Origin of the sequence: Pantoea sp. JZ2, assembly GCF_035191405.1 — a bacterium.
Classification (GTDB): Bacteria; Pseudomonadota; Gammaproteobacteria; order Enterobacterales; family Enterobacteriaceae; genus Pantoea; species Pantoea stewartii.
Genome location: NZ_CP045247.1, coordinates 1,320,796 through 1,345,680, shown reverse-complemented (window position 1 = coordinate 1,345,680; position 24,885 = coordinate 1,320,796). Strand labels below are relative to the sequence as shown.

The 24,885-nt window shown below is 49.7% G+C and carries 45 protein-coding genes; 17 read left to right on the top strand and 28 right to left on the bottom strand.

Features of this window, described 5'->3' with window-relative positions:
* Positions 1-11 precede the first annotated feature (11 nt).
* From GC087_RS06730 to GC087_RS06640, 19 genes are all read right to left on the bottom strand, one after another.
* The gene (locus tag GC087_RS06730; protein ID WP_324030068.1) at positions 12-413 is read right to left on the bottom strand and encodes an HK97-gp10 family putative phage morphogenesis protein; all 402 of its coding nucleotides are present in this window, start codon (positions 411-413) and stop codon (positions 12-14) included.
* Positions 410-787 carry a hypothetical protein gene (locus GC087_RS06725; protein ID WP_324030067.1) on the bottom strand — a complete coding sequence of 126 codons (378 nt, stop codon included), beginning with the start codon at positions 785-787 and terminating at the stop codon, positions 410-412. The genes GC087_RS06730 and GC087_RS06725 overlap by 4 nt, the downstream gene beginning before the upstream one ends.
* Positions 777-1,121 (bottom strand): phage head closure protein, encoded by a 345-nt coding sequence (locus GC087_RS06720; RefSeq protein ID WP_324030066.1) that lies wholly within the window; start codon positions 1,119-1,121, stop codon positions 777-779. The genes GC087_RS06725 and GC087_RS06720 overlap by 11 nt, the downstream gene beginning before the upstream one ends.
* Positions 1,121-1,453, bottom strand: a complete 333-nt coding sequence (locus tag GC087_RS06715) for a head-tail connector protein (protein WP_324030065.1) — start codon at positions 1,451-1,453, stop codon at positions 1,121-1,123. Before GC087_RS06715 ends, GC087_RS06720 begins: the two co-directional genes overlap by 1 nt.
* Before the next feature lie 34 nt (positions 1,454-1,487).
* A complete protein-coding gene (locus GC087_RS06710; RefSeq protein WP_324030064.1) occupies positions 1,488-2,645 on the bottom strand; it encodes a phage major capsid protein in 1,158 nt (385 codons plus the stop codon).
* Between the two features lies 1 nt (position 2,646).
* Entirely contained in the window at positions 2,647-3,324 is a 678-nt protein-coding gene (locus GC087_RS06705) for an HK97 family phage prohead protease (protein WP_324030063.1), read from the bottom strand.
* An 18-nt stretch (positions 3,325-3,342) separates the two neighbouring features.
* Positions 3,343-4,617 (bottom strand): phage portal protein, encoded by a 1,275-nt coding sequence (locus GC087_RS06700; RefSeq protein ID WP_324030062.1) that lies wholly within the window; start codon positions 4,615-4,617, stop codon positions 3,343-3,345.
* Positions 4,617-6,134, bottom strand: coding sequence for a terminase large subunit (locus GC087_RS06695; RefSeq protein WP_324030061.1), 1,518 nt, complete (start codon positions 6,132-6,134; stop codon positions 4,617-4,619). Before GC087_RS06695 ends, GC087_RS06700 begins: the two co-directional genes overlap by 1 nt.
* A gap of 6 nt (positions 6,135-6,140) precedes the next feature.
* Positions 6,141-6,626, bottom strand: coding sequence for a phage terminase small subunit, hendrixvirinae-type (locus GC087_RS06690; protein WP_324030060.1), 486 nt, complete (start codon positions 6,624-6,626; stop codon positions 6,141-6,143).
* Between the two features lie 151 nt (positions 6,627-6,777).
* Positions 6,778-6,981, bottom strand: a complete 204-nt coding sequence (locus GC087_RS06685) for a hypothetical protein (RefSeq protein WP_324030059.1) — start codon at positions 6,979-6,981, stop codon at positions 6,778-6,780.
* A complete protein-coding gene (locus GC087_RS06680) occupies positions 6,981-7,322 on the bottom strand; it encodes an HNH endonuclease signature motif containing protein (RefSeq protein ID WP_324030058.1) in 342 nt (113 codons plus the stop codon). The genes GC087_RS06685 and GC087_RS06680 overlap by 1 nt, the downstream gene beginning before the upstream one ends.
* Complete coding sequence (locus GC087_RS06675; RefSeq protein ID WP_324030598.1) at positions 7,319-7,849, bottom strand: hypothetical protein; 531 nt, start codon at positions 7,847-7,849, stop codon at positions 7,319-7,321. The genes GC087_RS06680 and GC087_RS06675 overlap by 4 nt, the downstream gene beginning before the upstream one ends.
* 41 nt (positions 7,850-7,890) lie before the next feature.
* On the bottom strand, positions 7,891-9,348 hold the full coding sequence (locus GC087_RS06670; RefSeq protein ID WP_324030057.1) for a glycosyltransferase family 2 protein: 1,458 nt from the start codon (positions 9,346-9,348) through the stop codon (positions 7,891-7,893).
* Positions 9,349-9,370: 22 nt separating this feature from the next.
* Positions 9,371-9,565, bottom strand: a complete 195-nt coding sequence (locus tag GC087_RS06665; RefSeq protein WP_324030056.1) for a hypothetical protein — start codon at positions 9,563-9,565, stop codon at positions 9,371-9,373.
* Positions 9,555-10,178: a hypothetical protein gene (locus GC087_RS06660; RefSeq protein WP_324030055.1), complete on the bottom strand. Its 624-nt coding sequence runs from the start codon at positions 10,176-10,178 to the stop codon at positions 9,555-9,557. The genes GC087_RS06665 and GC087_RS06660 overlap by 11 nt, the downstream gene beginning before the upstream one ends.
* A 97-nt stretch (positions 10,179-10,275) precedes the next feature.
* Positions 10,276-10,452, bottom strand: a complete 177-nt coding sequence (locus GC087_RS06655; RefSeq protein ID WP_324030053.1) for a hypothetical protein — start codon at positions 10,450-10,452, stop codon at positions 10,276-10,278.
* A gap of 189 nt (positions 10,453-10,641) precedes the next feature.
* Positions 10,642-11,094, bottom strand: a complete 453-nt coding sequence (locus GC087_RS06650; protein ID WP_324030051.1) for an Rz lytic protein — start codon at positions 11,092-11,094, stop codon at positions 10,642-10,644.
* 15 nt (positions 11,095-11,109) lie between these two features.
* Entirely contained in the window at positions 11,110-11,526 is a 417-nt protein-coding gene (locus GC087_RS06645; RefSeq protein WP_324030049.1) for a structural protein, read from the bottom strand.
* Positions 11,510-11,860: a phage holin, lambda family gene (locus GC087_RS06640; RefSeq protein WP_324030047.1), complete on the bottom strand. Its 351-nt coding sequence runs from the start codon at positions 11,858-11,860 to the stop codon at positions 11,510-11,512. Before GC087_RS06640 ends, GC087_RS06645 begins: the two co-directional genes overlap by 17 nt.
* Before the next feature lie 719 nt (positions 11,861-12,579).
* On the opposite strand from GC087_RS06640, the gene GC087_RS06635 reads away from it, so the two are divergent.
* On the top strand, positions 12,580-12,819 hold the full coding sequence (locus GC087_RS06635) for a hypothetical protein (RefSeq protein WP_324030046.1): 240 nt from the start codon (positions 12,580-12,582) through the stop codon (positions 12,817-12,819).
* 285 nt (positions 12,820-13,104) lie between these two features.
* Here the strand turns inward: GC087_RS06635 and GC087_RS06630 are convergent, their stop codons facing one another.
* From GC087_RS06630 to GC087_RS06590, 9 genes are all read right to left on the bottom strand, one after another.
* On the bottom strand, positions 13,105-13,377 hold the full coding sequence (locus GC087_RS06630) for a hypothetical protein (RefSeq protein ID WP_324030044.1): 273 nt from the start codon (positions 13,375-13,377) through the stop codon (positions 13,105-13,107).
* A gap of 248 nt (positions 13,378-13,625) precedes the next feature.
* A complete protein-coding gene (locus GC087_RS06625) occupies positions 13,626-14,039 on the bottom strand; it encodes an antiterminator Q family protein (protein ID WP_324030043.1) in 414 nt (137 codons plus the stop codon).
* Positions 14,032-14,340 carry a hypothetical protein gene (locus tag GC087_RS06620; RefSeq protein ID WP_324030041.1) on the bottom strand — a complete coding sequence of 103 codons (309 nt, stop codon included), beginning with the start codon at positions 14,338-14,340 and terminating at the stop codon, positions 14,032-14,034. The genes GC087_RS06625 and GC087_RS06620 overlap by 8 nt, the downstream gene beginning before the upstream one ends.
* Positions 14,340-16,214: a toprim domain-containing protein gene (locus GC087_RS06615; protein WP_324030039.1), complete on the bottom strand. Its 1,875-nt coding sequence runs from the start codon at positions 16,212-16,214 to the stop codon at positions 14,340-14,342. Before GC087_RS06615 ends, GC087_RS06620 begins: the two co-directional genes overlap by 1 nt.
* Positions 16,215-16,323: 109 nt before the next feature.
* On the bottom strand, positions 16,324-17,310 hold the full coding sequence (locus GC087_RS06610; RefSeq protein ID WP_324030596.1) for a hypothetical protein: 987 nt from the start codon (positions 17,308-17,310) through the stop codon (positions 16,324-16,326).
* Positions 17,297-17,662, bottom strand: coding sequence for an HNH endonuclease (locus GC087_RS06605; protein WP_324030037.1), 366 nt, complete (start codon positions 17,660-17,662; stop codon positions 17,297-17,299). The genes GC087_RS06610 and GC087_RS06605 overlap by 14 nt, the downstream gene beginning before the upstream one ends.
* Positions 17,655-17,846: a DUF4222 domain-containing protein gene (locus GC087_RS06600; RefSeq protein ID WP_324030035.1), complete on the bottom strand. Its 192-nt coding sequence runs from the start codon at positions 17,844-17,846 to the stop codon at positions 17,655-17,657. Before GC087_RS06600 ends, GC087_RS06605 begins: the two co-directional genes overlap by 8 nt.
* Complete coding sequence (locus GC087_RS06595) at positions 17,836-18,672, bottom strand: BRO-N domain-containing protein (protein ID WP_324030034.1); 837 nt, start codon at positions 18,670-18,672, stop codon at positions 17,836-17,838. The genes GC087_RS06600 and GC087_RS06595 overlap by 11 nt, the downstream gene beginning before the upstream one ends.
* Positions 18,673-18,745: 73 nt before the next feature.
* Positions 18,746-18,994, bottom strand: coding sequence for a helix-turn-helix domain-containing protein (locus tag GC087_RS06590; RefSeq protein ID WP_324030033.1), 249 nt, complete (start codon positions 18,992-18,994; stop codon positions 18,746-18,748).
* Between the two features lie 106 nt (positions 18,995-19,100).
* Between GC087_RS06590 and GC087_RS06585 the strand changes: the two genes are divergently transcribed.
* The 16 genes from GC087_RS06585 to GC087_RS06510 all read left to right on the top strand — a co-directional run bounded on the left by GC087_RS06585 (position 19,101) and on the right by GC087_RS06510 (position 24,881).
* Entirely contained in the window at positions 19,101-19,577 is a 477-nt protein-coding gene (locus GC087_RS06585) for a helix-turn-helix domain-containing protein (protein ID WP_324030031.1), read from the top strand.
* A 91-nt stretch (positions 19,578-19,668) separates the two neighbouring features.
* Positions 19,669-20,094 carry a helix-turn-helix domain-containing protein gene (locus tag GC087_RS06580; protein ID WP_324030029.1) on the top strand — a complete coding sequence of 142 codons (426 nt, stop codon included), beginning with the start codon at positions 19,669-19,671 and terminating at the stop codon, positions 20,092-20,094.
* Positions 20,095-20,099: 5 nt separating this feature from the next.
* The gene (locus GC087_RS06575) at positions 20,100-20,294 is read left to right on the top strand and encodes a hypothetical protein (protein ID WP_324030027.1); all 195 of its coding nucleotides are present in this window, start codon (positions 20,100-20,102) and stop codon (positions 20,292-20,294) included.
* Positions 20,295-20,358: 64 nt separating this feature from the next.
* Positions 20,359-20,556 carry a hypothetical protein gene (locus tag GC087_RS06570; RefSeq protein ID WP_324030026.1) on the top strand — a complete coding sequence of 66 codons (198 nt, stop codon included), beginning with the start codon at positions 20,359-20,361 and terminating at the stop codon, positions 20,554-20,556.
* A gap of 42 nt (positions 20,557-20,598) precedes the next feature.
* Positions 20,599-20,814, top strand: coding sequence for a hypothetical protein (locus tag GC087_RS06565; RefSeq protein ID WP_324030025.1), 216 nt, complete (start codon positions 20,599-20,601; stop codon positions 20,812-20,814).
* A gap of 103 nt (positions 20,815-20,917) precedes the next feature.
* A complete protein-coding gene (locus GC087_RS06560; protein WP_324030023.1) occupies positions 20,918-21,109 on the top strand; it encodes a hypothetical protein in 192 nt (63 codons plus the stop codon).
* Positions 21,109-21,309 (top strand): hypothetical protein, encoded by a 201-nt coding sequence (locus tag GC087_RS06555; protein ID WP_324030021.1) that lies wholly within the window; start codon positions 21,109-21,111, stop codon positions 21,307-21,309. Before GC087_RS06560 ends, GC087_RS06555 begins: the two co-directional genes overlap by 1 nt.
* Entirely contained in the window at positions 21,306-21,650 is a 345-nt protein-coding gene (locus GC087_RS06550) for a hypothetical protein (protein WP_324030019.1), read from the top strand. The genes GC087_RS06555 and GC087_RS06550 overlap by 4 nt, the downstream gene beginning before the upstream one ends.
* Before the next feature lie 214 nt (positions 21,651-21,864).
* Positions 21,865-22,254 carry a hypothetical protein gene (locus GC087_RS06545; RefSeq protein ID WP_324030018.1) on the top strand — a complete coding sequence of 130 codons (390 nt, stop codon included), beginning with the start codon at positions 21,865-21,867 and terminating at the stop codon, positions 22,252-22,254.
* Between the two features lie 11 nt (positions 22,255-22,265).
* Entirely contained in the window at positions 22,266-22,511 is a 246-nt protein-coding gene (locus GC087_RS06540; RefSeq protein WP_324030016.1) for a hypothetical protein, read from the top strand.
* A 43-nt stretch (positions 22,512-22,554) separates the two neighbouring features.
* Positions 22,555-23,343 (top strand): phage antirepressor Ant, encoded by a 789-nt coding sequence (locus GC087_RS06535; RefSeq protein ID WP_324030594.1) that lies wholly within the window; start codon positions 22,555-22,557, stop codon positions 23,341-23,343.
* Entirely contained in the window at positions 23,343-23,600 is a 258-nt protein-coding gene (locus GC087_RS06530; protein ID WP_324030014.1) for a Lar family restriction alleviation protein, read from the top strand. The genes GC087_RS06535 and GC087_RS06530 overlap by 1 nt, the downstream gene beginning before the upstream one ends.
* The gene (locus GC087_RS06525) at positions 23,593-24,033 is read left to right on the top strand and encodes a hypothetical protein (RefSeq protein WP_324030012.1); all 441 of its coding nucleotides are present in this window, start codon (positions 23,593-23,595) and stop codon (positions 24,031-24,033) included. The genes GC087_RS06530 and GC087_RS06525 overlap by 8 nt, the downstream gene beginning before the upstream one ends.
* Entirely contained in the window at positions 24,023-24,247 is a 225-nt protein-coding gene (locus tag GC087_RS06520; RefSeq protein ID WP_324030010.1) for a hypothetical protein, read from the top strand. Before GC087_RS06525 ends, GC087_RS06520 begins: the two co-directional genes overlap by 11 nt.
* Positions 24,244-24,642, top strand: coding sequence for a hypothetical protein (locus tag GC087_RS06515; RefSeq protein ID WP_324030008.1), 399 nt, complete (start codon positions 24,244-24,246; stop codon positions 24,640-24,642). The genes GC087_RS06520 and GC087_RS06515 overlap by 4 nt, the downstream gene beginning before the upstream one ends.
* A complete protein-coding gene (locus GC087_RS06510; RefSeq protein WP_324030006.1) occupies positions 24,639-24,881 on the top strand; it encodes a hypothetical protein in 243 nt (80 codons plus the stop codon). The genes GC087_RS06515 and GC087_RS06510 overlap by 4 nt, the downstream gene beginning before the upstream one ends.
* The last annotated feature ends 4 nt before the right edge of the window (positions 24,882-24,885 follow it).

Below are 24,885 nucleotides of genomic sequence, written 5' to 3'. Positions count from 1 at the left end.
GGTAGCGGCTGCTACCCGTTGTTTTGAATGCGGTCCCGTATTTCAACCGCGAGGATTCTGAGGACGCGGGATTTATTGTAATCCAGCGCCGGACGGATAAAGGGGGAAGGAATCTGTTTTACTGTGCCGAACTCCTGAGCCAGCGCCTTGATAAAGTGCTGCTTACTGGGTCCGACGCGAAGCACGACGACTGCATTGCCTTTGGTACGGGTTGTGGAACGGATTTTGATAGAGTCACGCATGTGCGGGCCCTTTGCGGACTCGTCGTAACCTGCGTGCTCCTTCATGTCCTGCTCAACGATTTCAAGTGCAGCGAGGCCAGCGTCACGCAAAACTTTTGTACCGGCTTTTTCACCCAGGGCGATAAGCTGGCGTTCAAGCTCTTCAAGCCCGGTTACCTGCATTGTGATCATGACGCACTCTCCGGGCAGTAAAAAATAAAGTCCCTTGCACGACGATACTTTCCACCATCATCAGGATCGAAGCTTTCAGAAATCCCTCGCTTTTCGACATACTGAACCGGATACCCACCAATGTGACCGTGAACAACATTGCGCCAGGCAGACCAGAGAGCAACCTCCATTTCCTCTGTTCGCCTGTAGGAAGACGAAATGAAACTTATCTGAAATCGAGCCGCTATTGGCCCGGTTCGTACCAGACCTGTTTCAACTGAGGGATCGCTGATTAACTGCATGGTGACAAACTCAGATTCACTCTGAGGACCGATGAGTGGATAGACCTTCACGCCAATCAGATGCTCAATATCACTTTTGAATTCACTGAACACGGCTGAAATCCTCCGTACAAAGTAATTCAATATTACGCCTGTCTCTTGTTGGAAGCGGCGCAGTGACGGTGAAAACCCTACCCTCTCCTTTACCTGTAAGTTCGACAAGACGCGTTGTCGTAGCACGAAAATCGAAAGCGTAACGCATATAAATTTTGGTTGTGACTGAGGACCTTTCCGCATTGCCGCTTATAAAATCACGCCCGGTAACAGAGCGAATATCAGCCGATACCACAGGAGCTATAACTTTCCAGCCAACAGGCTGGCCGTATTCATCCCTGTCATCACTTTTGACTTCTATCCTTACCCTGTGTCGTAAACGTCCAGGCTCCATCAGCTTCCCTCCTCTGGTCTGGTATCGGCAACACCACGCCAGTTACGGTGAGTAAACATCATTCGCTCAGCCGTTTTATTTTCGTAAAGCTGTACTTCTCCCTGCGCCGTGCGGTGTTCAAACATGTCAGCAAAAACAAGGAGGACTGCACCCTTTACAGCAGCGGGGATGTCAGAAGGAAGCTTCCAGGCAGGCTCATCACAATACCGGACGCAGTAATCTAAAGCGGCCTGCCCGTAAAGTGTAATCAGCTCATTACGATCATCGCCTTCAAACTCAATCTGCTGCTTCAACAGATTCAGGCTTATCACCTGTAGTACATCTATCGCCATACGTTAAAAAGGCGGGTTTCCCCGCCTTCCCTCATCAGGAGCCTGAAGCAAAAGAGCCCTTGATGATTGCTGTAGGGCGATAGTGAGCCAGAGCAAGACGCTCTTCACACAGGATGGTCAGCATGTTTTTAACAAAGTTGTCCCGGTCTTCACGGCTGACCTCAACCGTTGCATCCATGCGGTCCCAGACCTGCGAGGCCATATCAAAACCACCGACAGTAAATGTGCCGCTGGCCTGAGAACGCGTAGGCACAACAGGCAGGCCCCACATGTTGTTGCTGGTGAACGCCTGCGGACCGCCAAAGATATAACGACCGTCACGGTCTTTTAGCAGTGCGATGCTGTGCCAGTCGCGGGGGTTTAGGATAATACCGGACGCGCTAAACTCAGACTCGGTGACTTGGTAGATGGCATGAGCAATGATGTCAGCACGCGTATCCCCGGAGGCATTCAGAGAAGCGTCATACGCTGTGGCCACCGCGTTAAGACCTTCAAGGTTGTCGCCTTTGCCGTCTCCGTTCAGCAACTGACCTTCTTCTTTCAGCGCCAAACCGTACATCAGGCGGTTGTTCACATAAGACTGCAACATCGGCGCATCATCCATTACCTGACGGGATGCCTGCACCCAGTGTGCGATGGTTTTTACGTTGGCGGTCTGCTTGCTGAAAGTGATATCAGATTCAGGCTTAAGCGTTTTTTCAGCAACAACATCGGCGTTGTTGGTAAACAGCTCTTCACGCACATATTCCAGGGAATTACTGGAAATACGGCCCTGCGCCAGCAAATCACGGATAGTCAGACGACGCAGACCGGGCATAACGATGCCAGGCACCTGCATTGGCTGAATCAGGCTACCAGCCGAACCGGCATCACTACCCAGCGACTTGTTGAAGGTTTTGGCATCAAAGGTACCCTTGCTGCCGTTCCATGATTTCTGCAACTCTTCGGCGGCACGCTCCGAGAAGGATTTTTTCTCACCCGGATTTTCCGCCCCTGACGCAAGTTTCTGCTCCAGGTCAAAAAGCCGTGCGCCAGACTTCTGCAACTCTTCGTTGACCTTTGACAGATCGTCCTGAAGCTGCTTGGAAATTCGGCCAGTGCTTTCAATTTCTGATTTCTGAGCATCGAAAAGCTGAGACATCTTCTGCTGTGACTCTTCGATAGCCTTCTGAATTTGAGCGAGTTCGGACATGTTATTTACCTAAATTTGATGGAAAAGATTTGATGCTCTGAAGCAGAGCGCTGATTTGTGCTTCGTTTTCGCCGCCCCCGGACTCGCTCCGAATCGCTGACTTAAACCGGGCGATTAACCCGACTGCCTGTGACTTAGTGAGGCCGACTGAATCCCTCAGCCAGTTCTCCACGTCACGAATGGTTTCGATGCCGTCAATGCTTTTCATGGCAGAAACGCCAGCAAGCTCGTTGGCCGGAAAGGTGCAGACGCTGATTTCACGCAGCGCCGCGATGTTTTTGAAAATTCGCCCGCTGGTACCCAGCGAGTAATCGTCTTTGGTGACGGAAAAACCGACTGACATGCCGTCAACCGTGCCATGCTGCATTGCTGCCTTCAGGTCAGCCGCGCCGCTGTGCCCCGGCGTCAACTGTCCGCGTACATACAGCCCCTTATCGTCTTCCGCCAGGCTGTCCCACTTACCCACCGGCAAATCCCACGTTTTATGATTAAAAAACATGGCAACTTTGCGGCTCTGGTTAGTCAGGGCATTTTTGAATGCGCCGGGCAGAATAATGTCGCCGTCTGAATCCGTGTTGTTGAATACGGAGGCGTAGCCCTCAAAAATCCCCTGCTTGCCGTCACCGGAAAACTTGATTTCGGTTTCTTCAAAAGCCAGCGTTTTTACGATCTCAGCCATCACGGCCCCCATAAAAAATTAAGCCCCGTCAGTGCGGGGCTCTTTGTTGGTACCTAAATCGGTGATTGGCACATACTGTGACTGGCGCATTGCCACATCTCCGCCTGGCAGCGGAGGCAGGTTATCAGTTCGCCGCATTTCATTGATGGTGCGTAGCCCGGCCTCGCCCATCGCCTTCATGAAGGCGGCGCGGGAAGCAGAATCACCACGGAGCAGGCCGTCAAGATTATGCTCTGCGTGGTAACGGCCAACATCAGCAGGCGGAATAAGCCAGCGAAGGATGCTGTTTTCCCACCGGGATATGTATGGCTGTAACGTGTACTGAAGAAATCCAAGGTTTTGCTGTTCAATGCCGCTGCCCCAGCTCGTGGATTTTTCCACATCGCCGACCAGATGCGGCGGAACGCCAAAGAACCGCGCCAGCTCACTCACCTGAAACTTACGGGAGGCCATCATTTCAGCATCCTGCGGTGTTACACCAATTGCTGAGGTTGAAAACCCGGCTTCAAGTATCCAGAGGCGTTTTTTAACCGGGCCACCTGCAATCTCTTTGAAATTTTCTTCAACCTGAGAGCGCTGTGTCTCGGTCAAAACTTTTTCGCCCGTGGAGAGAATCTGCGGCGATTTAGCCCCGTTCGCAAAGAAGTCACGCTGCTGATCCTCCATCGCAACGGCCACGCCCGCCGATTTACAGGCGAACGCTATTGGTGACAGCCCCGTTAGCCCGGTAAAGCCAAAGCCTTTAAGGTGGAAAATGTCTTTTTGCGCGAAGTCGGCATAATTACCGTCTCGCTGATAGCGATAGACGAGCCTTTTACCGTCCATCCTTACGTCCATATTGGCCGACTGAAGCGGTAACAGGCTGATAACGTTACCGGCACTGTTTCTTTCGACCAGCGCGTAGGCATTGCCATAGAAGCAGAGCTGCATCGTCATGGCCTCCCGAAACTCCTGGGCGGTCATATACTGATTGGGTGAGTAGCGCAACAGCCGCGCCAGAGGGTTGCTCATGTCAACCTTAGCTCGGTTGTTTTCTTTATCCGTCTCGAACACATCAAGTGGCAGACATGAGGTCAGCGTTGAAATCAGACTCACACAACGCCAGACCGTCGATATCTGTAAAATTCGTTCGTCGTTGACTGCTGAGTCGCCAAGATGCCCGGAGGCAGATACCGGACCCGACTGCGAGCCCTGATTAGGCGTAACTAAGCGCCCGCCGACGAACCATGACTGTAACTTTGCCCACAGGCCGTTATTGGTCCGAAGGTCAATTGTGTATTTCGGTTCTTCCATCACATGCTCAGCGGTCTGAAAATAAAGTCTTCAAAGTCACCACCCTGCACAGTGACCTCCCCATTAGCCGCGCCTATGGACATGGTCATTGCGACCATACCGTCAATGCGGCCTGTTGCTTTGGATTTATCCAGCTTTCTGTTGCCCGCTGCGTCTTTGACGATCACGGCATTAACGGCGCACATCGTCAGCACCGGGTTCATGCCGTGCCGTACCCGCCCGTTAAGCATGAGCGATTCAAGCGTGTCTACTGCTGGCCCCATGTCTTTAAATCCCTGACCAAACTCAATAAGAGGAAGTGTCAGCCCAATGTCGTCGGCTTCTTTCCTGAACTGGTCTATACGCCATCGGTCGAAGGCCATTGAGCTGATATCGAAATCGCTGATGATTTCGGCTATGTCGCTCACCACAAATGAGTAGTCAACAGAAGCACCGGGCGTTGTGCGTAACAGCCCCTGCCTTACCCATACGTCATAAGGGACGCGGTCAGTTTTGGCCCGCTCGGCCAGCGTTTTTTCTGGAGTCCAGAAGAAAGCGAATACATCCCATATACCGTCTTCGGCCTCACCGGCTATCACCAGCGCGGTTAGGTCGTTCCGCGCCGACAGGTCCAGTCCGGCATACCATTTGCGCGGTGTATTTACCGCCTCAGCACCGCACAACTCCCAGATGCTTCGGGAAATAAACGGCGACACGGTAGACACGCGCTGATTCAGGTTGAGATTACGGAAGGTGTTTTCAAAGCTTGGCATGCGCCCTGCTTTTTCAGCCTGGCGGGCCATGTCTTTCTCTGACCTGAAGGTGCCAAGAGCGGGATTAGCAGCCAGCCAGGATTCCCGCCTGCTTATATCCGCCTCTTTTGGAGCCTCGTAAACATGACAGACAATATGCGGGTCTTTCGATTTGACCGCATCGTCTATCCAGATGCTCAGCAGGTCAGCGTCATTCGCCGCCTGCGTGCTGATGACAATAAGCAGCGGGTTTTCATGTGCACCCTGTGCAGTGGTGATCGCGTCAATGAAATCGTCCTGTGACCCGCGAACCTGTCCGGTTTCGTCGAGAATTGCCAGAACAGGCGACAGACCGTGCGTTGTCTTGCCTTCAGCTGATAGCGCTTTATATTCAACATTGCACGGCAAGCCTATGAGCTTTTTACCACTTGGCGTGATGTGAACGATTTCCTGCAGCGCAGGATTAAGGTTCACCATCTTTACCGCGAGGTTAAACACAATGGCTGCCTGATCGCGGCTTGATGCACCGCTTACGATTTGGGTGTTCTGTACTGCCTCCGGCCCGACCAGGTGGGCAAGCAGAATCCCGGCAATGAGCCCGGTCTTGCCGTTTTTACGGGCAATACTCAGGATCGCCATGTCCGTGCCGACAGGGTTATCGTAAATCGCCAAGATGAAATCTTTCTGAAATGGGTCAAGCCGCATGGGCTTACCAATAAGCTTGCCTTCTGGCACTATGCAAAAGCGCTCGATGAACGCTATTACACGCTCACCTCGCGTCTTCATAGGCTGTTATCCGTGTTTCGGGAAGGCGATCAGGTTATCTTCCTGATCTTCATGCTGTGATTTGGTGTTGCGCGCTTCGCGGTCGTTCTGATTGCGCTTTTTCTGATCTCGCGTCTCACCGTTAGTGGCGTGAGAATGAATCTGCAGATCACGACGCTGTGCCAGGATGGTTCGCTGCAATTCAGGAATTTGTTTGCGCAGGTCTTTAATCAGCGCTTCATTGCGATCTTCACCACGCACACGCTCCTCTTTACGCAAATCTCTACGCAAAACGGTGATATAGAGCTGATTATTTGCCAGTTCCGCAGCGGCCAGAAGGTCAGCAGGCGTCCAACTGTCCAGAGCTTTTGATCTGATATTGTCGTGCCAGAATGGTTCGGCTTTTTTCTCCAGACCCGCATGAACCGGGGGCTGGATGGTGTCCACGGTTGCGTTTTGCATGGCCCGAACTGCCGCCGCCGAACTGTCGGAGCGGGTTCTTTTTTCTGCCATATGTCAACACCCTTAAAACTGAAAAAATCGGGTTAGCGTTAAAATCAAACTTTGGCGGCGGTCTTTTAGGGCGTTCATCCTGAAGTTTTGACCTCCCCCCTGCCTTTGATGATATTCATTATCATTTGAGATACTTGCAGACGAAATGATTTCACTTGGTTGCTTTATTTACCTGCTCAAGTTCTTTGCCTGACTTATCGGGTCCGCTCATCATGTGGCCGGATAGCGATAGGGTTGGCAGGGTCTCACCCACTTCGTGTGAGAAATAAATCGCGGTGATATGGTTCATCTCAACACCATCGACTACCACATGAACAAACTTTCCATCACGATATTCAATCTTTAGGTCTTTCATTACTTGCTCCAGTGAGACGCGGGGTCCAGAGGGTAGCCATTAGCATCACAGCCTATCGCTGTCCCGCTCTTTTCCATTCTCTGTTTGGTTGAGTCGTGATGCGCTTTGCACAGTGGTTGCCAGTTATCTTTACTCCAGAACAGGTGCTGTGCTTTCGATATAGCCGACGGATTGCCGGACTTAAGCGCATCTTTAAGCTTGTGGGGTTCGATGTGGTCAACAACTGTGGCCGCTGTGATTCGCCCCTGCTCTTCACACATCACACACAGCGGATACTGCTGAAGGAATCTCAGTCTCGCCTTATCCCATCGGCTTCCGTAAATGCGTGGCTCTTTACTCATGCCAGCCTCCAGGCTCTGCGGCGTTCTGTTCGCGGCTCATTGTCCGGGTGACGCTCCACCGTGGGCAGGTCTGCATGATCCACCAGCGAATAACACGGATAGATAACCCTGCCACCATACGCATCACCGACAGCGTAATCAGCGGCCAGCGTCCTGTCCCATCGTTCAAGTATCTGAGGAACCTTATGCTGTGGCAGGCTGTAACAGACGCCGTGAATCAGTCTGCTCATGACCAGATAATCGGCTCGGGTGCGGTCGGCATCTACCAGCATGCCCGCTATTTCACGCTGGTATTGGGGTGGCCTGCCGGTCCCCAGATAAAATGACAGAAGGTCATCAGGGAACCGGTTAAGCCAGGCAGAAACCTTATCGATGAAACCATTAACAGGCACGGCATCATCTTCCATAATCACAACACGACAGTCCTGCATGCTGGCCCACTCGATAGCGCGGCGGTGATTGGCATTGGCACCACCATCTTTATCATCAAGCAGGAAGTGCGCATTCAGCATTCGCTTCAGGTTCATCACTGCGTCTAATCGTGAGTGATGCGCCACAATGGCAAACTTTACTTGTGCTTCCACAAGGCAAACTCCTTACCAATACCATCTGACTTGAACACAGTGTGGACTCGTGGGCCTGTCACCAGACGGTCACGGTAACGATGAGCGACTATGCCGAAAGCGATCATGTCGCCAACGGACGATGCTGACTGCTCTTTGCCCCAGAACCGCAATGATTCGATGTGGTAATACAGCCGGACAATGCCATGCGCTATTGCCATCACATCAGCGCGGGTACCACCCAGCAGGCCAGCGTTAAGCATCACATCGTTGCGATGCTCATCAATGAATGCCTGACAGATAGCTTCGGGATGATTCTGCTTAGCCCAGGTGTCGGCATAAGTCTTAGGCTCAGAGCCAACGTAAATCTTGCCCTGCTCCATTTCCTGCCACGGCTCCTGAAGCATTTCCACATCAGTACCATCGGTACACCAGACAAACTGGTATTCAGGATGATCGCGTAAGTGCTGCCAGATATGCAGCCAGCGCCGGAAGTAGACATTCATCTTCACATCAGGCACACGATATAACTCGGTATCAGCCGGGACAGTGTCCAGCTCATCAGCCAGGACGATGCGGCCACAACCACCCAGCGATGATGCCCACTTAGCCAGCAGGTCAGGTGAAGGTGTTATCTTCGTGCCGCGCTGAGGGTCAGGCTGGCTGGTCAGTAACGTGGTGATAACCACATTGCGCTTGTCGCGGTACTCAGCATATCCGGTGTAGCCACTGTTACGGCGCTCATTGTGAATTGTCACATTGCGCTTTACCTGTGCTTCACGGTCTGGCTTTGGTACAGAACGCTCAACAGCCTGATGCTCATCAAGCGAGTAGATAAACTTTTCAGAACCGACCACATCAGCGAACGCCCATGACGTGAGCCCGGCATTGTGAATGCGTAACGCTAAATCTGAATGCTCATACATTCCGCGCTGATAGATGGGATCAAACCCACCTATCTTTTCAATCACGCTTCGATGGTAGTAAAGCATCACGCCGCGCTGTCCTGTGTAGGCAACGTGTTTATCGTCGCGGTAAAGCACAGCTATGTCGTTAAGCTTTTGCCCTGTCGCGAAGTCCTGAAACTGATAGGCTAGGTGCGGTTCGGGTGAATCGATGTAAGGCTGCTCCCATCCACCAGCGGTGGGCCATGCATCATCATCCCACAGGAATAGATGCTCACAGCCAGCATCAATCAGCGTCTGCAAGCTGACATTCTTTGATGCCACTATGCCGCGTGACACGTCACGTCGAATTAGCTTTACTCCGGCCGGAACAGTAACAGGAACAGTGGAGCCGTCATCAATGACAATCACCAGCGCACTAGCTGGCAGATACTTGAGGTGGTTATCGAGAGAACGGGATAAAACGTCATGCCGATTGTGTGTTGTTATGGCTATGCCGATATTTGATGCCCGGTCAGCCACTGGTGCATAGGCAACACCATTAATCACGACTTCCATATTCACCCCGATAAGAAGGTTGTCAGATTTTATTTGCTTCCGGCCAGTTCCCGAATGAAATCTTTTCCATACCTTCAAAACGCTTTTTAATATCGGCTAGGTTCACTGGTGAGTGTTGGGCGTCTGCCATATTTTTCATTAGCCGATCATCGCTCTGCCCTTTAATTGCTTCAGGCCCGCGATACGTCACTTGTGAAAAATTGTAGTTACCGTCCATAAAGTAACCCGCCTGGCTTCATTTCCTGAACAAGGCTCTGACGCACGCATTCGCTTATTGCTTCAGCCAGGCGAGTGCTGAGGTTTTCGGTTTCATGCAAAGCATTAAGCTCATCCACCAGCTCACCTTCGTATTCGCTGGCCTCGCCTGTCAGATACTTTGAAACGACTTCTCGGATTTTATCGCTATGGCTTTTGGTAGTGGTAATTCCAACTGACATCGATGCTTGGCAATCAGAGATGGCACCACGAATAACAGATTCTTTGATAAATACTGTGCCGTTGCTGATTTTGAAAGGCTGGCGCTCAACAACGAAATTTACTGATACCTTAAGGCCTGGAAGGTCCGGGCGGTTGTGCACTGCAACCAGATCAGCAGAAGAAGCGTTGATAACCACTTCACGAGTAAACTGGCGTGATGCTTTACCAGAAAACACCTCGCTGTGGATTGCTTTGCCGTTCTGCAGGATATCTACCTGAACCGTAGTTCCGGTAACAACCCCGTCTTTCCATTCCTCAAGGCCAGAAATGGTTATGCCAATCTTCCGCGCCGGAAAAGGGAAACCACCAAATGGCAATACTCTGCTAACGAAACTGTCTTTTTGGGTGTTCATTTAGAATATCCTGCTACAAAGTGAGGTTCTGGCCCGTGGGCGCACATAAACTTTATGCTGCAATATCGGGTGCTCTCAGTGAAAACACCCTGTATTGCTACACCAGCTTTTTAGCCAGCGCTACCACATCGTCAAATACCGCTTCAACGTCATGGCCTGCAACCTTCAGCAGTTCTTTCAGTTTCACCAGTACTGCATCAGTGTGATCGGTTGCCAGTTGCGCTGGCTGGTCCTGCGATACTGCTACGGTGCCATCTTCTAATTGTTCAGACATTTGCGGTTTTCCTTGCTTAAGTTTGGTGAAAAGGCTTTTCAGCCAGGTGATGAGTGCTTTCATTGTTGCTTAGCCTCAAGGGTACGGATTGCGGCGCGGTCCGTGTTGCACTGCTCAATGACGCCATAGAGTTCGACGTTTAGGCCAAGGCTGTTGCCGTACGTCATATTATCGGGCGGCAAGGGAGCTCTAATGGGGCTTGTCAGTTCCGCTGGCAGATTTAGACTTGGCTGGCTGATTGTCCGGTACTCCACCTGCGGCCTCTGCTGCACTCCGCAACCGGTTAGCAGCATCAACAGGAACAGGCGCGGCAGCGTTTTTATCCGCTGCAAGGTATTGCTTGATTTCATCTTGTAATTTCCGGTTCTGCTCTGCTGTTGCGGCGCGTTGTTTTGCGACCTGACCCATGACTTCATTTTGCTGCTTAACGGCATTTACCAGGTCATTGACGCTGGCAGCAAGGCCATCATTCTTTGAGCGGAGGTCGTTGATCTGGTCGTCTTTGCTGTTCGCCAGCTTTTCAAGGCGATCATTAGTAGCTGATAACTGGGAGTTGCGGGCATTCAATCCCCACAAGGCTACACATATCAGTCCAATGACGAAGATGTGTGAATAGTTTTTGATGAACTGTAAAGCAGCCATACGGCCCCCCTGATGTCAGACGAGATCGAGCGCCCGGATAAATACATCACATTCGTATGGCTGCGCGCCGTTCTCGTGCTTGATGATTGCCTGCAAAAGCGGGAACAGCTTACGGCTGTCCGTCAGGTCGATAGGCTTATCAGCATCAGTGCCTGTAGCCTGCGCCACACTGCGGATGTATGCCTGCGTGTCATTCTCGTTCGGCGGTGCCCAGCGCTTTATGATGCCTGTAATAGTTTTAAGGCCGTATTTGCTCTGGTAGTTTCGGAGAATGATGATCATCGCCCGGATGCCAAATTCTGGCGCTTTGAACTGACAGAATGACTTATCTGTGCGCTGGCCTTCAGGCACCAGACCTTTCCAGTCATCACCCCAGCGGATATTGCCAGGATTGTTATTGCGTATGCCACGAGAATTATTGCTGCCCGTCATTAGGTTCCCCTGATTTTCTGTCTATCCACCCGCGCAGTCTGGCGCTGATGTAGTCATTACCGACATACCCGATGTACACCGCGAAGACCTGTGCTGCAGCGTCAGGAATGTTCCAGTTGAAGAGAGCGCCGACGACCTGAAGGGTTGGCGCGGCGAAGAAGGCCAGAGCACTACAGGAAACAGCGTCGAGAACCCGCTTACTCCACGGGCTTTTTGCATAGGCACTGCGTAATAGTGAAAACATGCCTGCTACCCCGGCATATCCCCATTCGGTATTGTGGCTGTATAGCCAGAGTAAAACTGTGGCCCAGAAGCCAGGGTCTTGTGAGGACATACGTTATTCCCGCCACCGGAATGATGGCGGCTTGCTGTTGAGGAAAAGATTACGCATCGCAGGGCGTCAAAACATGAGTGGCGACTGACTGGCGTAAGCAAAAAAAATTAAGGATGCCGCTACGTTGAATACCCGTTTAAACTACATGGATAAAATGTTTACCGGGTTACCCACCCATCCAAAGATAATCCAGTAACTGATGTATCAGCCGCTACCACTTACCTTCGGTAGCGGCTTTTTTTCGCATAAAAAAAGGCCCACCGAAGTGAGCCTTGTAGTGCTGTAAATTGTGGCTATAAGTCTGCGGTGCCGGGTGCCTCCCGGTGAATCAGGAAAAGTCACAACCTGAAACGCTGAATTGGCCAAGGCTCTCACCCCGATTGTGACTTAGCCCCGCCGCTGAGGGGGATTCACCGCATTACCGCTAGGCTAACTCATAAATTATTCTTAATGAATACTGTACTTATATCAGGATTCCCCCTGGCGTCTAAGGCAGGTAGTCTTTCAGCAGGCTTCATTCCCTGCCTTTCACGAAACCTATAATGTATCCCAGCGCATAGCAGGACACCGCAATTGAAATGTATGGGATCAGGCTTTCCATTATTGCTGACATGGAGTCTTCCTCATGGGGATTAAAGAAGCAGCACCCTATATTGGACTGTTGATAGCAGTGCTCGCATTATTCATACCGTCTTTCATTTCAGGCAGAAGAGCAGAGATTGCGCATCGCCACGGCGTCAAAATATGAGTGGTTGCTGATTGGCGAGCGCAAAAACGAAAAAAGGCCGCACGATGGCGACCTCTTGGATTTTGATCGGGCACAAAAAAAGCTCACATATGTGAGCTTAAATGTTTCCGAACTGTTTATTTTATCTGACCAATCCGATATGTTGGTATTGGATTTTCCCAGTGTTCGCTACTTAGCATCTCCAACTTCAGATATCTTCGCAGGATGGTGAAGTTGGGGACTTTTTTTTTCTAAACAGAGACTTGAATCATCACTTAAGAGCCATCAAGAAATCATTCAGCAAAACTAATACTTAGCCCCTACCAAAACAACTAACCTTAAGTGCAATTTTAACTATACCAAAGAACAGTAACCCAGGATAAAGTCATTCATTTTCAAGAGGTTAAAAACGTATTCTTTCGTAAATCCATTAATCATAAATCCCTGACGCATTCCGCGATAGTTTCTTTGCCCGTTGGCAACAGGGGTAATCCAGATAGAACTCTTTTTGCTTAAGCTACTTGTGGTTTAGCTCTTTCGATATGCGTTCTTTTTGCTGAACGAGAAATTTATACCGGCACTCCTGCTCATGCTTAATCACATCAAGCATCGAAAGAGGAAGCTGAATCAGCGTTTCTACAGGAATTTTACCTTCATTATTCCATTGTTTGATGTCTTCCATTGTGTAGCCTGGGCAGCCATTAAACGTTTGAGCATTAACCGTGGGTGCTGAGGCAAACATTGCTGAAACCGCAAAGGCCGCAAAGCTAAAAATTTTTGAGGTTTCCATTAAGTTTCCTTTCATTGACGAGTGATAAGGATACCAAATTTCACCATCTCAATGCATAAGGGCCATGAACTTTGCTCACAATATGAAAGGCGCTACAGGTTTGCAGTCCTGGACAGAACGGATAAACCGGCTGCGCTCAGTGCCTTTGGTATTGTGTGGAAATGAAAAAACCCCGCCGAGGCGAGGTCTTGAATGTTATGTGTCAGTGCGTTGTGTCAACTCATAGCAGAATAATAGCGGTTTTGTAATTACACAACTCTTTTTAGTTTGGGCGGCAAAATATTTTCTTTGCGGCATTCCCTGTCCATTTCCAGCCTGATATCCAGCGTGCAAAGCGAGCCCTGAATAAAACTTTCGGCTGCCTGAATCCTTACCGATACCTGGTTGTGTGAAATGCCCAGCTTTGTAGCCATTGCACGGAGCGGCAGATTCTCAATGTAGTGCCATTCCAGCAACGCACAGAGATATTCATCGTGCTTGCTCAGGCGAATCATAGCCTCGTTAATAAACATTCCGTCATCATCGCAGCACGAAACGCGGCCCTGACGGCTGGCAGGCAGTAGCCGTGACAGCCCGGCAGCCGTTCGGGGATAGCCAATATTACCCTCACCACTCGCCGCCCATGAGCCCCAACGAGATAACACCATCTGAATATCACGCATTACGTGGCCCCTTTTTCTTTTTATCATCCAGGAAGCTAAGATTGCTGCCCAACCTTTCTGCTTCCCTTCTCAGTATTCCGTTCTCACTTTCGAGGGATGCATTTTCGCGCAGCAGGTCAATGTATCTTTCAGGGCTGAAGTAATGAAAAAAGCTCATTTCGGCCAGATGTAGTTCGTCATAAAGTTTTTCGTCTGCACCGCCGAAAACCATAACGTCTGTTACTTCATCTTCCTGCTGCTGAATTTTTGCTTTCACGGAAAGGTAGTATTCAATAGCCTGCTGCAGTTCTTCGCTGTGCATTATGCAATCCTCGTCACGTTGTTCATTTCCCAGTCCGCGTCAATATCACTCTGCGGCTTGGCTGCCAGATAGTTAAATGCCTGTTTGCCGTTCTCCAGAAACTGGTGAGAGCGCGGATCGAAGGTTGTGCCTATGTCGCCAATCCAGCCTTCACCCTCACGCTGCTTGAGCAGGCGAATAATCGACGGCGGCATATCGAGAGCGCGTTTCTCTTTCTCGTCCAGCCCCTGCGGCCCCTGCTTGTCGAGCTTGCGCTGCGCCATTTCGCGGGGAATATTGCGCCAGACAGACATGACGTTATCCGGCATATCGGTAAGGGCTCCGGTGCCTTTGACGTCCATCTTTCCGGTAGGAACTGACTCATCGGTTTTGCGTGCATGCGTCACGAGGATCACATGGCAGTTATGCTCGTTTTTGAAATCGCAGAGGGCATCAATAAACGCCTTCTGCCCCGATGCGTCCTCCTCGTCAAAACCACACTTCGCCAGGTTGTCGATAACAAACAACTCGATACCGTAGCGGCGGCGGGCATAGGCAAAGATCGTAAGCAGGCGGTCAGCTTTGGCTGTGCCGGTCAGCTTGAATACCCAGAGATTTTCACTCAGCCATTCGTTGCACATGGTGATATCTTCACGGGTTGGCGTGGCCGTACAGATTGCCTGGCGGGTCAGTCTGGCCAGCATCTTGCCGGGTTTAAGCTCCAGCGAGGCGATACAGACCCGGGCGCTCTGAGCCATAGCCTCGATGGCGATATGGCCCACCAGCTCGGTTTTACCGTGACCGTTTACGCCATTGACCAGCGTCAGCTCGGATGAGCGAAACTTGAAGTTGTAATTCAGCGACTGCCACGGGCTTTCAAACAGGCCAGCGTCACGCTGTTCAAAGGCATCAATGGTTTCCTGTAGCAGATCGCCGGCTGAACAGAGCTCATCGGGATCGAAGTATTTTGCACGCTCAAGGTATTGCATCACGTCATCGCCGCTCATGCCCTGAATCAAACATTCGTTGATGTCTTTGTGCGGCAACTCCACCAGGCGGCAGCGGTGCTCACCCAGACGGCGGGCAATCTCTTTGGCTGCTTCGCGGCCAACATCGTCGTTGTCCATGCTGAGCCAGATTTCTTCGAAGCGGTCCAGGTTGTGATACTCATGTTCGATCCACTGCTGTTTAGCCCCTTTGCCCCCGCCAAACGGCACTGACAGCGCGGGGAGGCCAATCTGCGCGTAGGACAGACAGTCTATCTCGCCCTCGCACAAGATCACCAGGCGCGTGGTTTTGTCCAGGGCCTGCCAGCCGAACAGGCACGGTTCACAGTTGGACTCTGCCATGATGAGTTTTTTACCGCCTGGCCGCTCGGTGCTGATCCGCTTGACCTGCAACAGTTCGCCTCCACGAATGTACGGGTAGGCGATGGCCGGTACCTCACGGTTTTCATCGTGATACCAGACTACCGCATCGCTGATTTTGAAACGGTCGGCCGTCTCACGGTCAATGCGGCGCGATTCCAGGTACGCATAGCAACTGCTGGCCTTCTTGACGCCCTTTTTGGTTGGGCGGGCGAATGACTGTTTTTTCTCGGTGAAGTGGTAGTCATCGTCCTTCAGGCCAAGAAACTCTTTGGCTTCGCGCATGGCTTCGTGAAGCGCACAGTTGCGCACCAGTACCCACAAATCCAGCAGATCACCACTGTCGCCGCTGGCAAAGTCTGCCCAGGTCTTTTTGCCTGCAAGATTGACCTTGAGGCTCTTACCTTCGTCACCGTTGACGTTGCCAACGCACCACTCATTCGACTCTTTATGACCGTTAGGCAGCAGGTATTTCACCACCCTGTCAACGTTACCCCACAGCTTTTCTGACAGTTCAGCCGCTTTCATTCACACGCTCCGTAAGTCGAACTTTTTAAAACACCACATCACGAAATCCATTCTCAGAAATCCCCGGTTGTATCCGGCCACCAGGGCAGTTTTAAGCCGTTTACGCATGTCAAAACCTCCGGTTGCCGCCGCTGTCTGAACGCATGGCGTCAAGGTTCAGGAATACTTCGGAGCTTTCCGTGTCATGGTAGGCATATGGCCTGGCTGCTATGTCTGGCCCCGAGGTCGGCGGTTGAGATTTGATTTCATCGTTCCACCGTTCACCGTTGAGATACGAGGTTGGAAGCATTCTGTCGATCCCCATCTGCTGGATGGCAAAGCGGGATTTAATATCCTGCGCCAGCATCGTAGCGAACTGCTCAGGCGTTCCTTTCGACTCCCGACGCCAGATCTGGAATTTGGTTTTGAATGCTGTACGTGATTTGACCTTGGCGTCTTTACGGAGCCCTGCACACCAGAAGATATTTTCGAAAGCCTGTGATAACGGGTCTGTCGCGTCATCGTTATCGCAGTGATCTTCACCGTCATTGTGTGCAGGAAAATTTCCAGAAATCGAATCATCGCCAGTCCGATCAGAATCGGACGATATGTTTTTATTCCCTTCCTTTTCCCTTCCCTTCCCTTCCTTTCCGTCACTGAGTTCGATATGAGCACTCACTGAGTCCTCATTGCCATATCCGCAACTGGTGCATGAATCGTATGATTGGTTTTCATCACCATTCACTGATTCATCCATGTTTTCCGGTGTGTGTTTCAGTGAGTTGCCATCAACTTCTCCGGGAGTAGGTATCGTTGTTGCAGACGGGCGGTTAATTTTTTGGTGTTTAGAAAAACCATCAATGTGAATATATTCAACACCATTCACTGAATACTCACTGACTAATCCTGCCACGCTAAGCTCTTTTATCAACGGCTCGCAGTCGATCATGTCGGCAGGGAAAATCTGCATCTTGATACGCTTAGGAGAGCGGACCAGATTTCCTTTATCATCAGCGAAATTGAACATGCCGATGAACATCAGGCGTGCCTCAAACGAGCACTCGACAACCTTCTCATCGGTCCAGAACTCAGGTTTAATAGTTCTAATGCGTGCCATCAATCAGCCCTCCATCAGCAAATTGGATTTCGGTTACAACAGGACTTGACTGGGATTTGGCATCGACCAGGGAGGACTTACGTGCATTACATGAATCACACAAACATTGCATATTGTCTGGATGATGAGCACCTCCGTTACGTCGAGAAACAATGTGATCTGCGACCAATTTAATTCGGTCTTTACTTCCACAATGACGACACTTGTAGCCATCGCGCCAAAGAACAAATTCGCGTAGCGCGCGATGGCAGGGTACGCGCATTTTCAGGCGTCCTTTAATCGTGGGTACTTTCCACTTGTTGCCGTTTTGGTCTAGCCAAAACTCAGCAGACACTTTTCCATAGTCACGCATCAGCTATGACCCTCGTAAACAACTGTTGGAACTGCCAGACCGGGCGCATGCACTCATGCTCATAGCCAGTCCGGGTAAAAATCACCTGCTCCTTCTCGCGGTCATAGCCAGTGACATGCACCAGAACGCCGCGCGGATCACGGTAGATGCGGTCAAGCATCTGGATGGGAGAATCAGGCTGCATGGTCATTACCTGCCAGCTCAGCATCGTGGGTAAATTTTCCATCCCAGCCCTTCTTCATCGGAAGCTCGCCTTTGAGGTAGCGGCGGTAAAGCCAGACCGCGCCCTTGTGTTTCAGCAGCGGCTTGAAAATGTCGCGCATTTCGCCATTTTCCTGCTCAACCCTGCCGGGCCGTTCAGTCAGGTACTGATCGCGGGCGTAAGCCTTAACGCGCCAGCGCGGGTATTTGGCGTCCGGGCGGTCGTCATAAAGCCAGTTATGGTCTTCGAGGAAAGCGTTAACCAAACGGGTATTAACCCCATTAAGCTGTTTACAGAACTGAGTCGGCGTAACGCCCTCGGCCAGTTGAGTCTCAAGCTTGCTGATGTATCGAGCCTGACGGTCAACGTAACCAATCGCAGTGCGCTCGGCCTTTTTGGCCTCAATCCAAGCCTCAGCAGCTGCTATTGGATCGTCGAAGTCAGGCAGAGCATCAGCAGGCTTGACGCTATATGACCCAGTGGCACGAATGGACGGCAGCACATCAGCGGTGACCCAGCGCTTAAAGCGTTTAGCCTGTGGTTTGCGGCTTCCCATAATAGCGGCATACAAACCGGATTCGTTTATAACTGACTGATTTGTATAGTTACATCCGCTAAGGATGGTTTGAGTACTTTTGTCATCGGCATCAATCAATTTTGTCATGGCTTGTGTCTGGCTGTACTCAAGAGCCAGAGCCACATCAGCAGCAACAAACCACGGCTCCTGGCCGATCATTACCGCGCGAACCGATGCGAGCAGTTCGCCAGATTCAGACATGAAGTCGAACGTTTTGATAGCAGTGTTCATGGGCGAGCCTCCGGTGAGCGATCTAATTTGAAGCCGGGTGTTTTGATAGTTGGGCTCATGGCTTTGCCGCGGCTCAGCCTGATTTATCTTGAATATCTGATTGCCTCAAAGGAGCAAAAACGAGTGATTCTTTCGAAATGCTTAAACCAGGTGATACCTGAGATACAGCGGCAGCTATTTTTTCTGCCAAAGAGACTGATGGCCTTCGAAACCCAAGCGCAATTTGATTTAAGTAAGCCACTGAAGTTCCTGATAATTTCGCAACAAGAAGCCATTGGTTTGGACTAACATTCTTACGAACTGATTTAAGATTTTCTTGCATAGACTCTCCATGACTCAGCTTGTATAGTAGCAATATGCTAATACTAAATCCTTTAATCGATATTAGCAATTATATATATATCAAAACGCTAACTTTTGAGGCCGCAATGGAAATCAAAGACATAAGGTTGCAAAACCTTAAGCATCTGATGAATAGAGAAAATATGACTCAAACTGAGTTGGCTTTAAGGTGTGAGTTGTCACCATCTGTCATAAGCCAGGTCATTACTGGACGTAGAAATCTGGGTTCAAACTTATCAAGAAAAATCGAGGAAAATCTTAGACTTGGGCATGGATGGTTGGATGTACAGCACGATATCATCAGCAATATCCATATGACTGCCAGACGCAAACAGTCAGAAAATGAGTTAAAAAAATTGGTGGAAGAAATGCCTATCACCAATCAGGAGAAGAGGTTGCTGGAGTTGTTCCGGCAAATGCCAGCAAGCGAAAAGCAGAATATAATCATAGATTTATCAGAAAAAAAACGTAAATATGATGTTTTGTTAGATGAATTAATAGCCGTTAAAGATCAGTTCATATCAAGTGAGGTTAAAAAAAATAACAAAGAAAACAATGAGTAATGATATCAAATCAAATTATTAGCATTTTGCTATTGAAAAAGCATTAGCATATAGCTACATTCTTTTCATCGAGACATATGAGGTGAAAAGAATGATTGCTTATAAAAACGAGCTAGTTGCTAAAAAGATTGATAATCTCAGTTCTATATTAATGTGCGTCTTATCATCTATGGAGCTCGACATTATCTCTTTTAGGGATGCTAAAAACATCATTTCTGAAGCTGTTGATTTAACAGCTTCGCTGGTTTCCACATTTGATAAAAGAGAACTATTTTCAGATATTAGTGAGACATCTGGAAGAAAAGTTAATTTATTTGAGTCTGTCGGCGACCGTATCTGCAAAATGCGCAAATTGCGCGGACTCAATCACTTCCAGCTTGCAACTAAAGTTGGCGTCACCCGCTCATGCGAAGAAGCATGGGAAGAAAATGTGACCGTACCGGCTAGCGACAAAATCATTCCACTTTCTGAAGCTCTGAACTGTGATCCTCTTTGGCTCTTAACGGGCGAGGGCTAACCATCATGGCTATCGATATTGATGAACTTAATGAAGCTTTAATCTTAACCAAGTCAGCCAGGTGCATCATGGATAAAATGACCGATGATGTAAGCATTGAACTTAACGACGATAATGCTGTTTATTTTGGTGTGCTGCATATTCTTGATGCCATAATTATCAAACAGCAAACTTTGATTGATAAAATAAACACTTTTTAATAGAAAAATTCACTTCACGCTCCACAGCGCGGGATTCCCATACTCAAAATAAGAAGTGCGGCAAATGACAGAAGAAGAACTAAGCAGCATTGATATCTATATCAGCCAGATTGTAGATTCTTTTACTACTCTTGAAGTGGCATATAAAAATTGCAGCGCAATTGACAGCACCGACATGGTTTCTATTATCGGATGTGCTGAACGTTCTGGAATGCGTGCTGTAAATGAATTAGAACAGCTTCTTTATAAAATTAAGAAATAATCCCCCGACTTAAGCATCAAAACTAAAAATGGTGTCCAGATTATGAAAATGACCGATAAAGAATTGAAAGATTTTCAGGAAGCAAGTGAAGCTAATTATGGTGTGGAGGTTTTCCTGACGCTAGTTGAAGAATATCCAAGCCAATTAAATGACGAACAGATAATTGCTATCGCTGGCACGCTGAAAAGGATTATCTCTGGGGTCAATAACTTCATGGCTTCCGAACTCCACAATCACGGCGTGGGGCGCATGGGATGAATATCAAAAACTCTGTTGCATACCGTCACGCTCAGACCTGCCATTTATCTAAGCATGACGTTATTGCAAACCTGTTTCTCCGCGCAGCTTATGGGGTGAAGTGATGAAACTCAAAGAAAGGCAATGTGTAGAGGATGTAAGTATCAAGTGTGACCAACTTATTTCTCTCTTAATGGTATTAGGCACTCATGCCAAAGACATAGAAACAGAAGAGTTAAGCTCAACCATTTTTTTAGCTAGGAATATAGCGCAAGAAATAGATGAATTCGTCGAAACTTTAAGACTGGGCAACTAATGACCAGAGACGCAATTGATATATCAGAGATATTGAATGCAGCTTCTAAAGCTCGTCAGTTAACTGCATTACTTCAGAATATTTTTGAAAAAGGCACCGATACCTGTGACGCAGATGATGAATTGGTAGGGCTAGCTTATGACTTGAGTGGAGTAATTTCTAATCTTCTAAATAAAATCGAGGAAGAAGAAAACCAATGACTGACATCCTTGAACGTAATCGAACTCGACTTGTTAATTGCTATCTTGCAGAACTGGTATCGAAAAGAGGCGCTATGATTGCCGCGCTTAAATTGCCAGACGGTTCCATTGCTACTGTGCAGCTTGATTCCGAAATACTGAATAAAGCGCTTATTAAATTATTTGAACGGGCTGTTTACAAAGTCACTCCAGGAGAGGCTGGCGAACGTGAAATAGCTTCTACCTATAGCGACTGTGTGCGAATTAAGTCGGGAAAGATTACTGAAATTGGTACGGGTTTCATGGGAGCACTTATATCTAACCTGGTTGAAATGGCCGAAGCAGAGAAGCGTGATAAATGAGCCTGACCACCTTTAAAGCGCCTGAATGGGTAATCGTTCAGGCAACGAAGAAATTAACGCAATACAGGAAGCGCCGGATATTCGCGTGTCGCATTCACAGTACCGGCTTCCTGAGTCTGGCTGTTAATCCGCGTTGGCGTCTGCTGTCGCGGAATAGCGGCAAAGACTGGCAGTTAATGACACACGCTGAATATAACAATTGTAAGGATGGGAAATGAAGAAGCTATCAGTAATTAAAGAAGACGCTATCGACGAGTCGTTTCGCATCGTCCAGTCGCCAGTTTTCGTCGTGACCCGTCACGGCTGGTCAAAGCGCTGCCTGAGCCGCAGTGCTGCCATCAACAATCTGGCGCATTACATGGTTCTCAAGGCTTTTACTCGCTCTGGATTTGAAACCTGCGAACCAGATGTGCCAGTTATCCGTGATGGCCTTTCTGTCATTCAGGCTGGAAGTTTAACCCAGCAATACCTTGCCGCTCACAACCGCTGCACCCGCCGTATTCGCCGGATTCTGGCCAAAAAGCGCGAGTTCAAAGCGTGGGTAGCGAAGCACGAAGCCATCAAAACGCAGTATGCCGAACACCTGGCCAATAAACCTTACTGAGGATTTTAAGCATGGCAAAAAAAGCAGGCCCGAGCAGAACCGGCCAAGGCGTTCCGGGCGGTTTAACAATGTGTCAGGCCAATCACTTATATGCCCGCAGTGGCGGTGATGGCACCGAATCTGAGCAGGTAAAAGATTATTTGGGTGCTCGCCGCACTGGAAAGTATGTGGGGAATGGCGAAGTAAAAATGCCCCTAAGCAGAAACCAGCGCCGCCTGGCTAAAAAACTCGGAATTGAACTGAAAGAGGTTAAATAACATGACCAGTAAACCGCAAATCAGCCTTCAGCAACCGTCACAAATGATGACAGTTACGCCCCAGACCATCGATAGTCAGAACCTGCTGCAAATGGTGAATGACGCTCGCAAGGCTTGTGGCGAGAAGCCTATCCGCAACAATGATTTTGTGGCCCGCATCAAAGATGAACTCGATGGGGAGGCCTACGAAATTTTCGTAACCCCCATGGATAAAGCACGGGGCGGCGCAGACCAGGTTGTTATCCGCATGCTCATCAAGCAAGCACTCCGTGTTGCCGCGCGGGAATCCAAAGGCGTGCGCCGGTCTCTGGTCGATAAGCTGGAAGATATGCAGAATCCAGCCCCTGTTGATGCCATGCGGATGCTCAGCGATCCCGCTACCCTGCGCGGACTGCTGATGAACTTCTCAGAAGACAACCAGCGCCTTACTGGTGAAAACCAGCTTCTTACTGCGACTGTTGACAGCCTGGAGAAGCATTTCACCAAAGGGATGACGATCCCTGCATTCTGTAAGCATCTGAACGGCGTAAACATCAACAAAATGATGTGGTGGGCTTTTCAGCGCAAGTGGATTTTCAACGAACGCCGTGATCCTGAGAAAAGTCCCAAATGGCGCGTTGCGTCTTATGCCCGCCATAAATACCTGACCGAAGATGAAACAAAAATCACTCCGCACGGTTCGGGTGAAATGACCAAATTCGTTCCTGTACTTCTGCAAGGTGGATGCCACCGACTGTATCAGCTTTACATGCAGGGCAAGCTGCCGATGAAAAAGACGTGGAACGGTGAGTTTTCCCACGATAAAGCCATCCTTAAAGCAGAGGAGGAATAATGGAACTTCTTCCATGTCCACTGTGTGGCAATGATTTAGTCGAGCTGGTTCCAACCTTGTATGAAGGAGATGCTCTGTTTGTGATCCGCTGTGATTGCTGCGGAGTGAGTCGCCCACCGGATTGTCGTGAAAATGCAGTGGCTTTCTGGAATCAACGCGCACCACGACCAGAAGAAGCTACTAAGCCTTTCGAAATTCTGGAGCATCCGATCATGGGCCGATTTCAGATTATTAATCGCGGAGCGCTTCATGATTAACACCCACAGTAATTTTCTGGTCACCCCGAATTCAATGAGGGAGCGCCACAAGTGGGCGCTTCACCGGATGACTGATGCGTATCTGTTTTACCTGGTGAGCCTGCATCGTCGCCCGGTATACCGTCATCAGTACGGTGACATATCGCTTAATCAGCCTTCTGTTCAGGGGTTTATTGACTCTTACCTTGCCGATAAAGGGTGGAGTGTTGAGCGGAGGTGGTATCGGTATGCCCGCATTCTCGATCTGAAAGGTGAATTAGAGCGTAATAATTCTGACTTCATCGACTGGGGAACCGTACCAAAGCTTAATCCCAGAGGCATCAAGTGGCTGAATGCCTGCTTCTGGCAGTTGGGCGAAATGGTGAATGAGAAAGGCGGATGGTCATACATGGTTAGCTATATCGACGAATGGAAGGCTCAAAATGAAGTTTGATTTCAGAGACAACGGCGCTACAGCCACGCTGACTATCACCAGCAGCCTCTTTGAGTATCGCAGGCACCAACGGGCGGTTGATGCCGCACTGCTTTCATCGGATGTGATAGTAGCCAGCACGTCAGGCATCTTTATTCGCAAGACGGTAATCAGTGGGCCGGTTCAGCGCGGTTTTCGGGCATACAAAGCAGTAATGCGGGAGGTGGCACAGTGAGCGATATTCAACTGCCTAACGGCCGCATCAATATTGAAGGGCTGGATGGTATCGCCGATCACCTCAAGGCGCTGTCCATCACCAACAAAACTATCGACAGTATCAAATCGCGCCTGGAAGAAATCGACGAGTTTGATATTGGCCGCTACCGCCGAACGCATGACGCGCTCCGAGCCTGGCGTAAAACGCAGAGCCGGATTACCGAACGGCTTTCTGTTCTGCGCCAGGAGGAAAAGCAGATGAACCGTATGCGCAGCCAGTTTGAGAGCGAAGAACTGCTCAGGTTGTTGCGGGGCGAGGTGTCGAAGGAAAGTTTGCTGAGTTGTCGGGTTCTGGCGCAGGCCATTGCTGAGCAGCGTTTGCAGGAAGTTTTGAGTAAGGCGGTAAAAAAATGACCGAGCACAATATGGCAGACCTCAACGACGATCTGGTGAAGGCCAGCTTCACTATCGATGACGGGCGCGACTGGTCGAAGTGGCTGGTCTGGGATATGCGAAAAAACTACCGGCGCAGTAGCGGACAGCGTGAACCTGAGCCAGCGCGGCCACAGGTTGCACAGGTCAGGATCGAGCCAAAGAAAAAGGCACGTAAGCGCGGGCATCGCGTGGTTCAGCAGGCAATAGGAGCAGTGTGATGGG

Coding starts and splice junctions, on each gene's coding strand:
- GC087_RS06655 (WP_324030053.1), bottom strand. CDS start 10,452: ATGTCTGAACAATTAGAAGATGGCACCGTAGCAGTATCGCAGGACCAG.
- GC087_RS06610 (WP_324030596.1), bottom strand. CDS start 17,310: ATGGCACGCATTAGAACTATTAAACCTGAGTTCTGGACCGATGAGAAG.
- GC087_RS06645 (WP_324030049.1), bottom strand. CDS start 11,526: ATGACGGGCAGCAATAATTCTCGTGGCATACGCAATAACAATCCTGGC.
- GC087_RS06585 (WP_324030031.1), top strand. CDS start 19,101: ATGGAAATCAAAGACATAAGGTTGCAAAACCTTAAGCATCTGATGAAT.
- GC087_RS06695 (WP_324030061.1), bottom strand. CDS start 6,134: ATGAAGACGCGAGGTGAGCGTGTAATAGCGTTCATCGAGCGCTTTTGC.
- GC087_RS06650 (WP_324030051.1), bottom strand. CDS start 11,094: ATGGCTGCTTTACAGTTCATCAAAAACTATTCACACATCTTCGTCATT.
- GC087_RS06595 (WP_324030034.1), bottom strand. CDS start 18,672: ATGAACACTGCTATCAAAACGTTCGACTTCATGTCTGAATCTGGCGAA.
- GC087_RS06580 (WP_324030029.1), top strand. CDS start 19,669: ATGATTGCTTATAAAAACGAGCTAGTTGCTAAAAAGATTGATAATCTC.
- GC087_RS06685 (WP_324030059.1), bottom strand. CDS start 6,981: ATGAAAGACCTAAAGATTGAATATCGTGATGGAAAGTTTGTTCATGTG.
- GC087_RS06510 (WP_324030006.1), top strand. CDS start 24,639: ATGACCGAGCACAATATGGCAGACCTCAACGACGATCTGGTGAAGGCC.
- GC087_RS06575 (WP_324030027.1), top strand. CDS start 20,100: ATGGCTATCGATATTGATGAACTTAATGAAGCTTTAATCTTAACCAAG.
- GC087_RS06710 (WP_324030064.1), bottom strand. CDS start 2,645: ATGTCCGAACTCGCTCAAATTCAGAAGGCTATCGAAGAGTCACAGCAG.
- GC087_RS06680 (WP_324030058.1), bottom strand. CDS start 7,322: ATGAGTAAAGAGCCACGCATTTACGGAAGCCGATGGGATAAGGCGAGA.
- GC087_RS06630 (WP_324030044.1), bottom strand. CDS start 13,377: ATGGAAACCTCAAAAATTTTTAGCTTTGCGGCCTTTGCGGTTTCAGCA.
- GC087_RS06550 (WP_324030019.1), top strand. CDS start 21,306: ATGACTGACATCCTTGAACGTAATCGAACTCGACTTGTTAATTGCTAT.
- GC087_RS06535 (WP_324030594.1), top strand. CDS start 22,555: ATGATGACAGTTACGCCCCAGACCATCGATAGTCAGAACCTGCTGCAA.
- GC087_RS06520 (WP_324030010.1), top strand. CDS start 24,023: ATGAAGTTTGATTTCAGAGACAACGGCGCTACAGCCACGCTGACTATC.
- GC087_RS06545 (WP_324030018.1), top strand. CDS start 21,865: ATGAAGAAGCTATCAGTAATTAAAGAAGACGCTATCGACGAGTCGTTT.
- GC087_RS06605 (WP_324030037.1), bottom strand. CDS start 17,662: ATGCGTGACTATGGAAAAGTGTCTGCTGAGTTTTGGCTAGACCAAAAC.
- GC087_RS06690 (WP_324030060.1), bottom strand. CDS start 6,626: ATGGCAGAAAAAAGAACCCGCTCCGACAGTTCGGCGGCGGCAGTTCGG.
- GC087_RS06525 (WP_324030012.1), top strand. CDS start 23,593: ATGATTAACACCCACAGTAATTTTCTGGTCACCCCGAATTCAATGAGG.
- GC087_RS06705 (WP_324030063.1), bottom strand. CDS start 3,324: ATGGCTGAGATCGTAAAAACGCTGGCTTTTGAAGAAACCGAAATCAAG.
- GC087_RS06670 (WP_324030057.1), bottom strand. CDS start 9,348: ATGGAAGTCGTGATTAATGGTGTTGCCTATGCACCAGTGGCTGACCGG.
- GC087_RS06660 (WP_324030055.1), bottom strand. CDS start 10,178: ATGAACACCCAAAAAGACAGTTTCGTTAGCAGAGTATTGCCATTTGGT.
- GC087_RS06615 (WP_324030039.1), bottom strand. CDS start 16,214: ATGAAAGCGGCTGAACTGTCAGAAAAGCTGTGGGGTAACGTTGACAGG.
- GC087_RS06560 (WP_324030023.1), top strand. CDS start 20,918: ATGAAACTCAAAGAAAGGCAATGTGTAGAGGATGTAAGTATCAAGTGT.
- GC087_RS06720 (WP_324030066.1), bottom strand. CDS start 1,121: ATGGAGCCTGGACGTTTACGACACAGGGTAAGGATAGAAGTCAAAAGT.
- GC087_RS06590 (WP_324030033.1), bottom strand. CDS start 18,994: ATGCAAGAAAATCTTAAATCAGTTCGTAAGAATGTTAGTCCAAACCAA.
- GC087_RS06715 (WP_324030065.1), bottom strand. CDS start 1,453: ATGGCGATAGATGTACTACAGGTGATAAGCCTGAATCTGTTGAAGCAG.
- GC087_RS06555 (WP_324030021.1), top strand. CDS start 21,109: ATGACCAGAGACGCAATTGATATATCAGAGATATTGAATGCAGCTTCT.
- GC087_RS06700 (WP_324030062.1), bottom strand. CDS start 4,617: ATGGAAGAACCGAAATACACAATTGACCTTCGGACCAATAACGGCCTG.
- GC087_RS06640 (WP_324030047.1), bottom strand. CDS start 11,860: ATGTCCTCACAAGACCCTGGCTTCTGGGCCACAGTTTTACTCTGGCTA.
- GC087_RS06540 (WP_324030016.1), top strand. CDS start 22,266: ATGGCAAAAAAAGCAGGCCCGAGCAGAACCGGCCAAGGCGTTCCGGGC.
- GC087_RS06600 (WP_324030035.1), bottom strand. CDS start 17,846: ATGCAGCCTGATTCTCCCATCCAGATGCTTGACCGCATCTACCGTGAT.
- GC087_RS06625 (WP_324030043.1), bottom strand. CDS start 14,039: ATGCGTGATATTCAGATGGTGTTATCTCGTTGGGGCTCATGGGCGGCG.
- GC087_RS06565 (WP_324030025.1), top strand. CDS start 20,599: ATGAAAATGACCGATAAAGAATTGAAAGATTTTCAGGAAGCAAGTGAA.
- GC087_RS06530 (WP_324030014.1), top strand. CDS start 23,343: ATGGAACTTCTTCCATGTCCACTGTGTGGCAATGATTTAGTCGAGCTG.
- GC087_RS06665 (WP_324030056.1), bottom strand. CDS start 9,565: ATGGACGGTAACTACAATTTTTCACAAGTGACGTATCGCGGGCCTGAA.
- GC087_RS06730 (WP_324030068.1), bottom strand. CDS start 413: ATGATCACAATGCAGGTAACCGGGCTTGAAGAGCTTGAACGCCAGCTT.
- GC087_RS06620 (WP_324030041.1), bottom strand. CDS start 14,340: ATGCACAGCGAAGAACTGCAGCAGGCTATTGAATACTACCTTTCCGTG.
- GC087_RS06570 (WP_324030026.1), top strand. CDS start 20,359: ATGACAGAAGAAGAACTAAGCAGCATTGATATCTATATCAGCCAGATT.
- GC087_RS06675 (WP_324030598.1), bottom strand. CDS start 7,849: ATGAACCTGAAGCGAATGCTGAATGCGCACTTCCTGCTTGATGATAAA.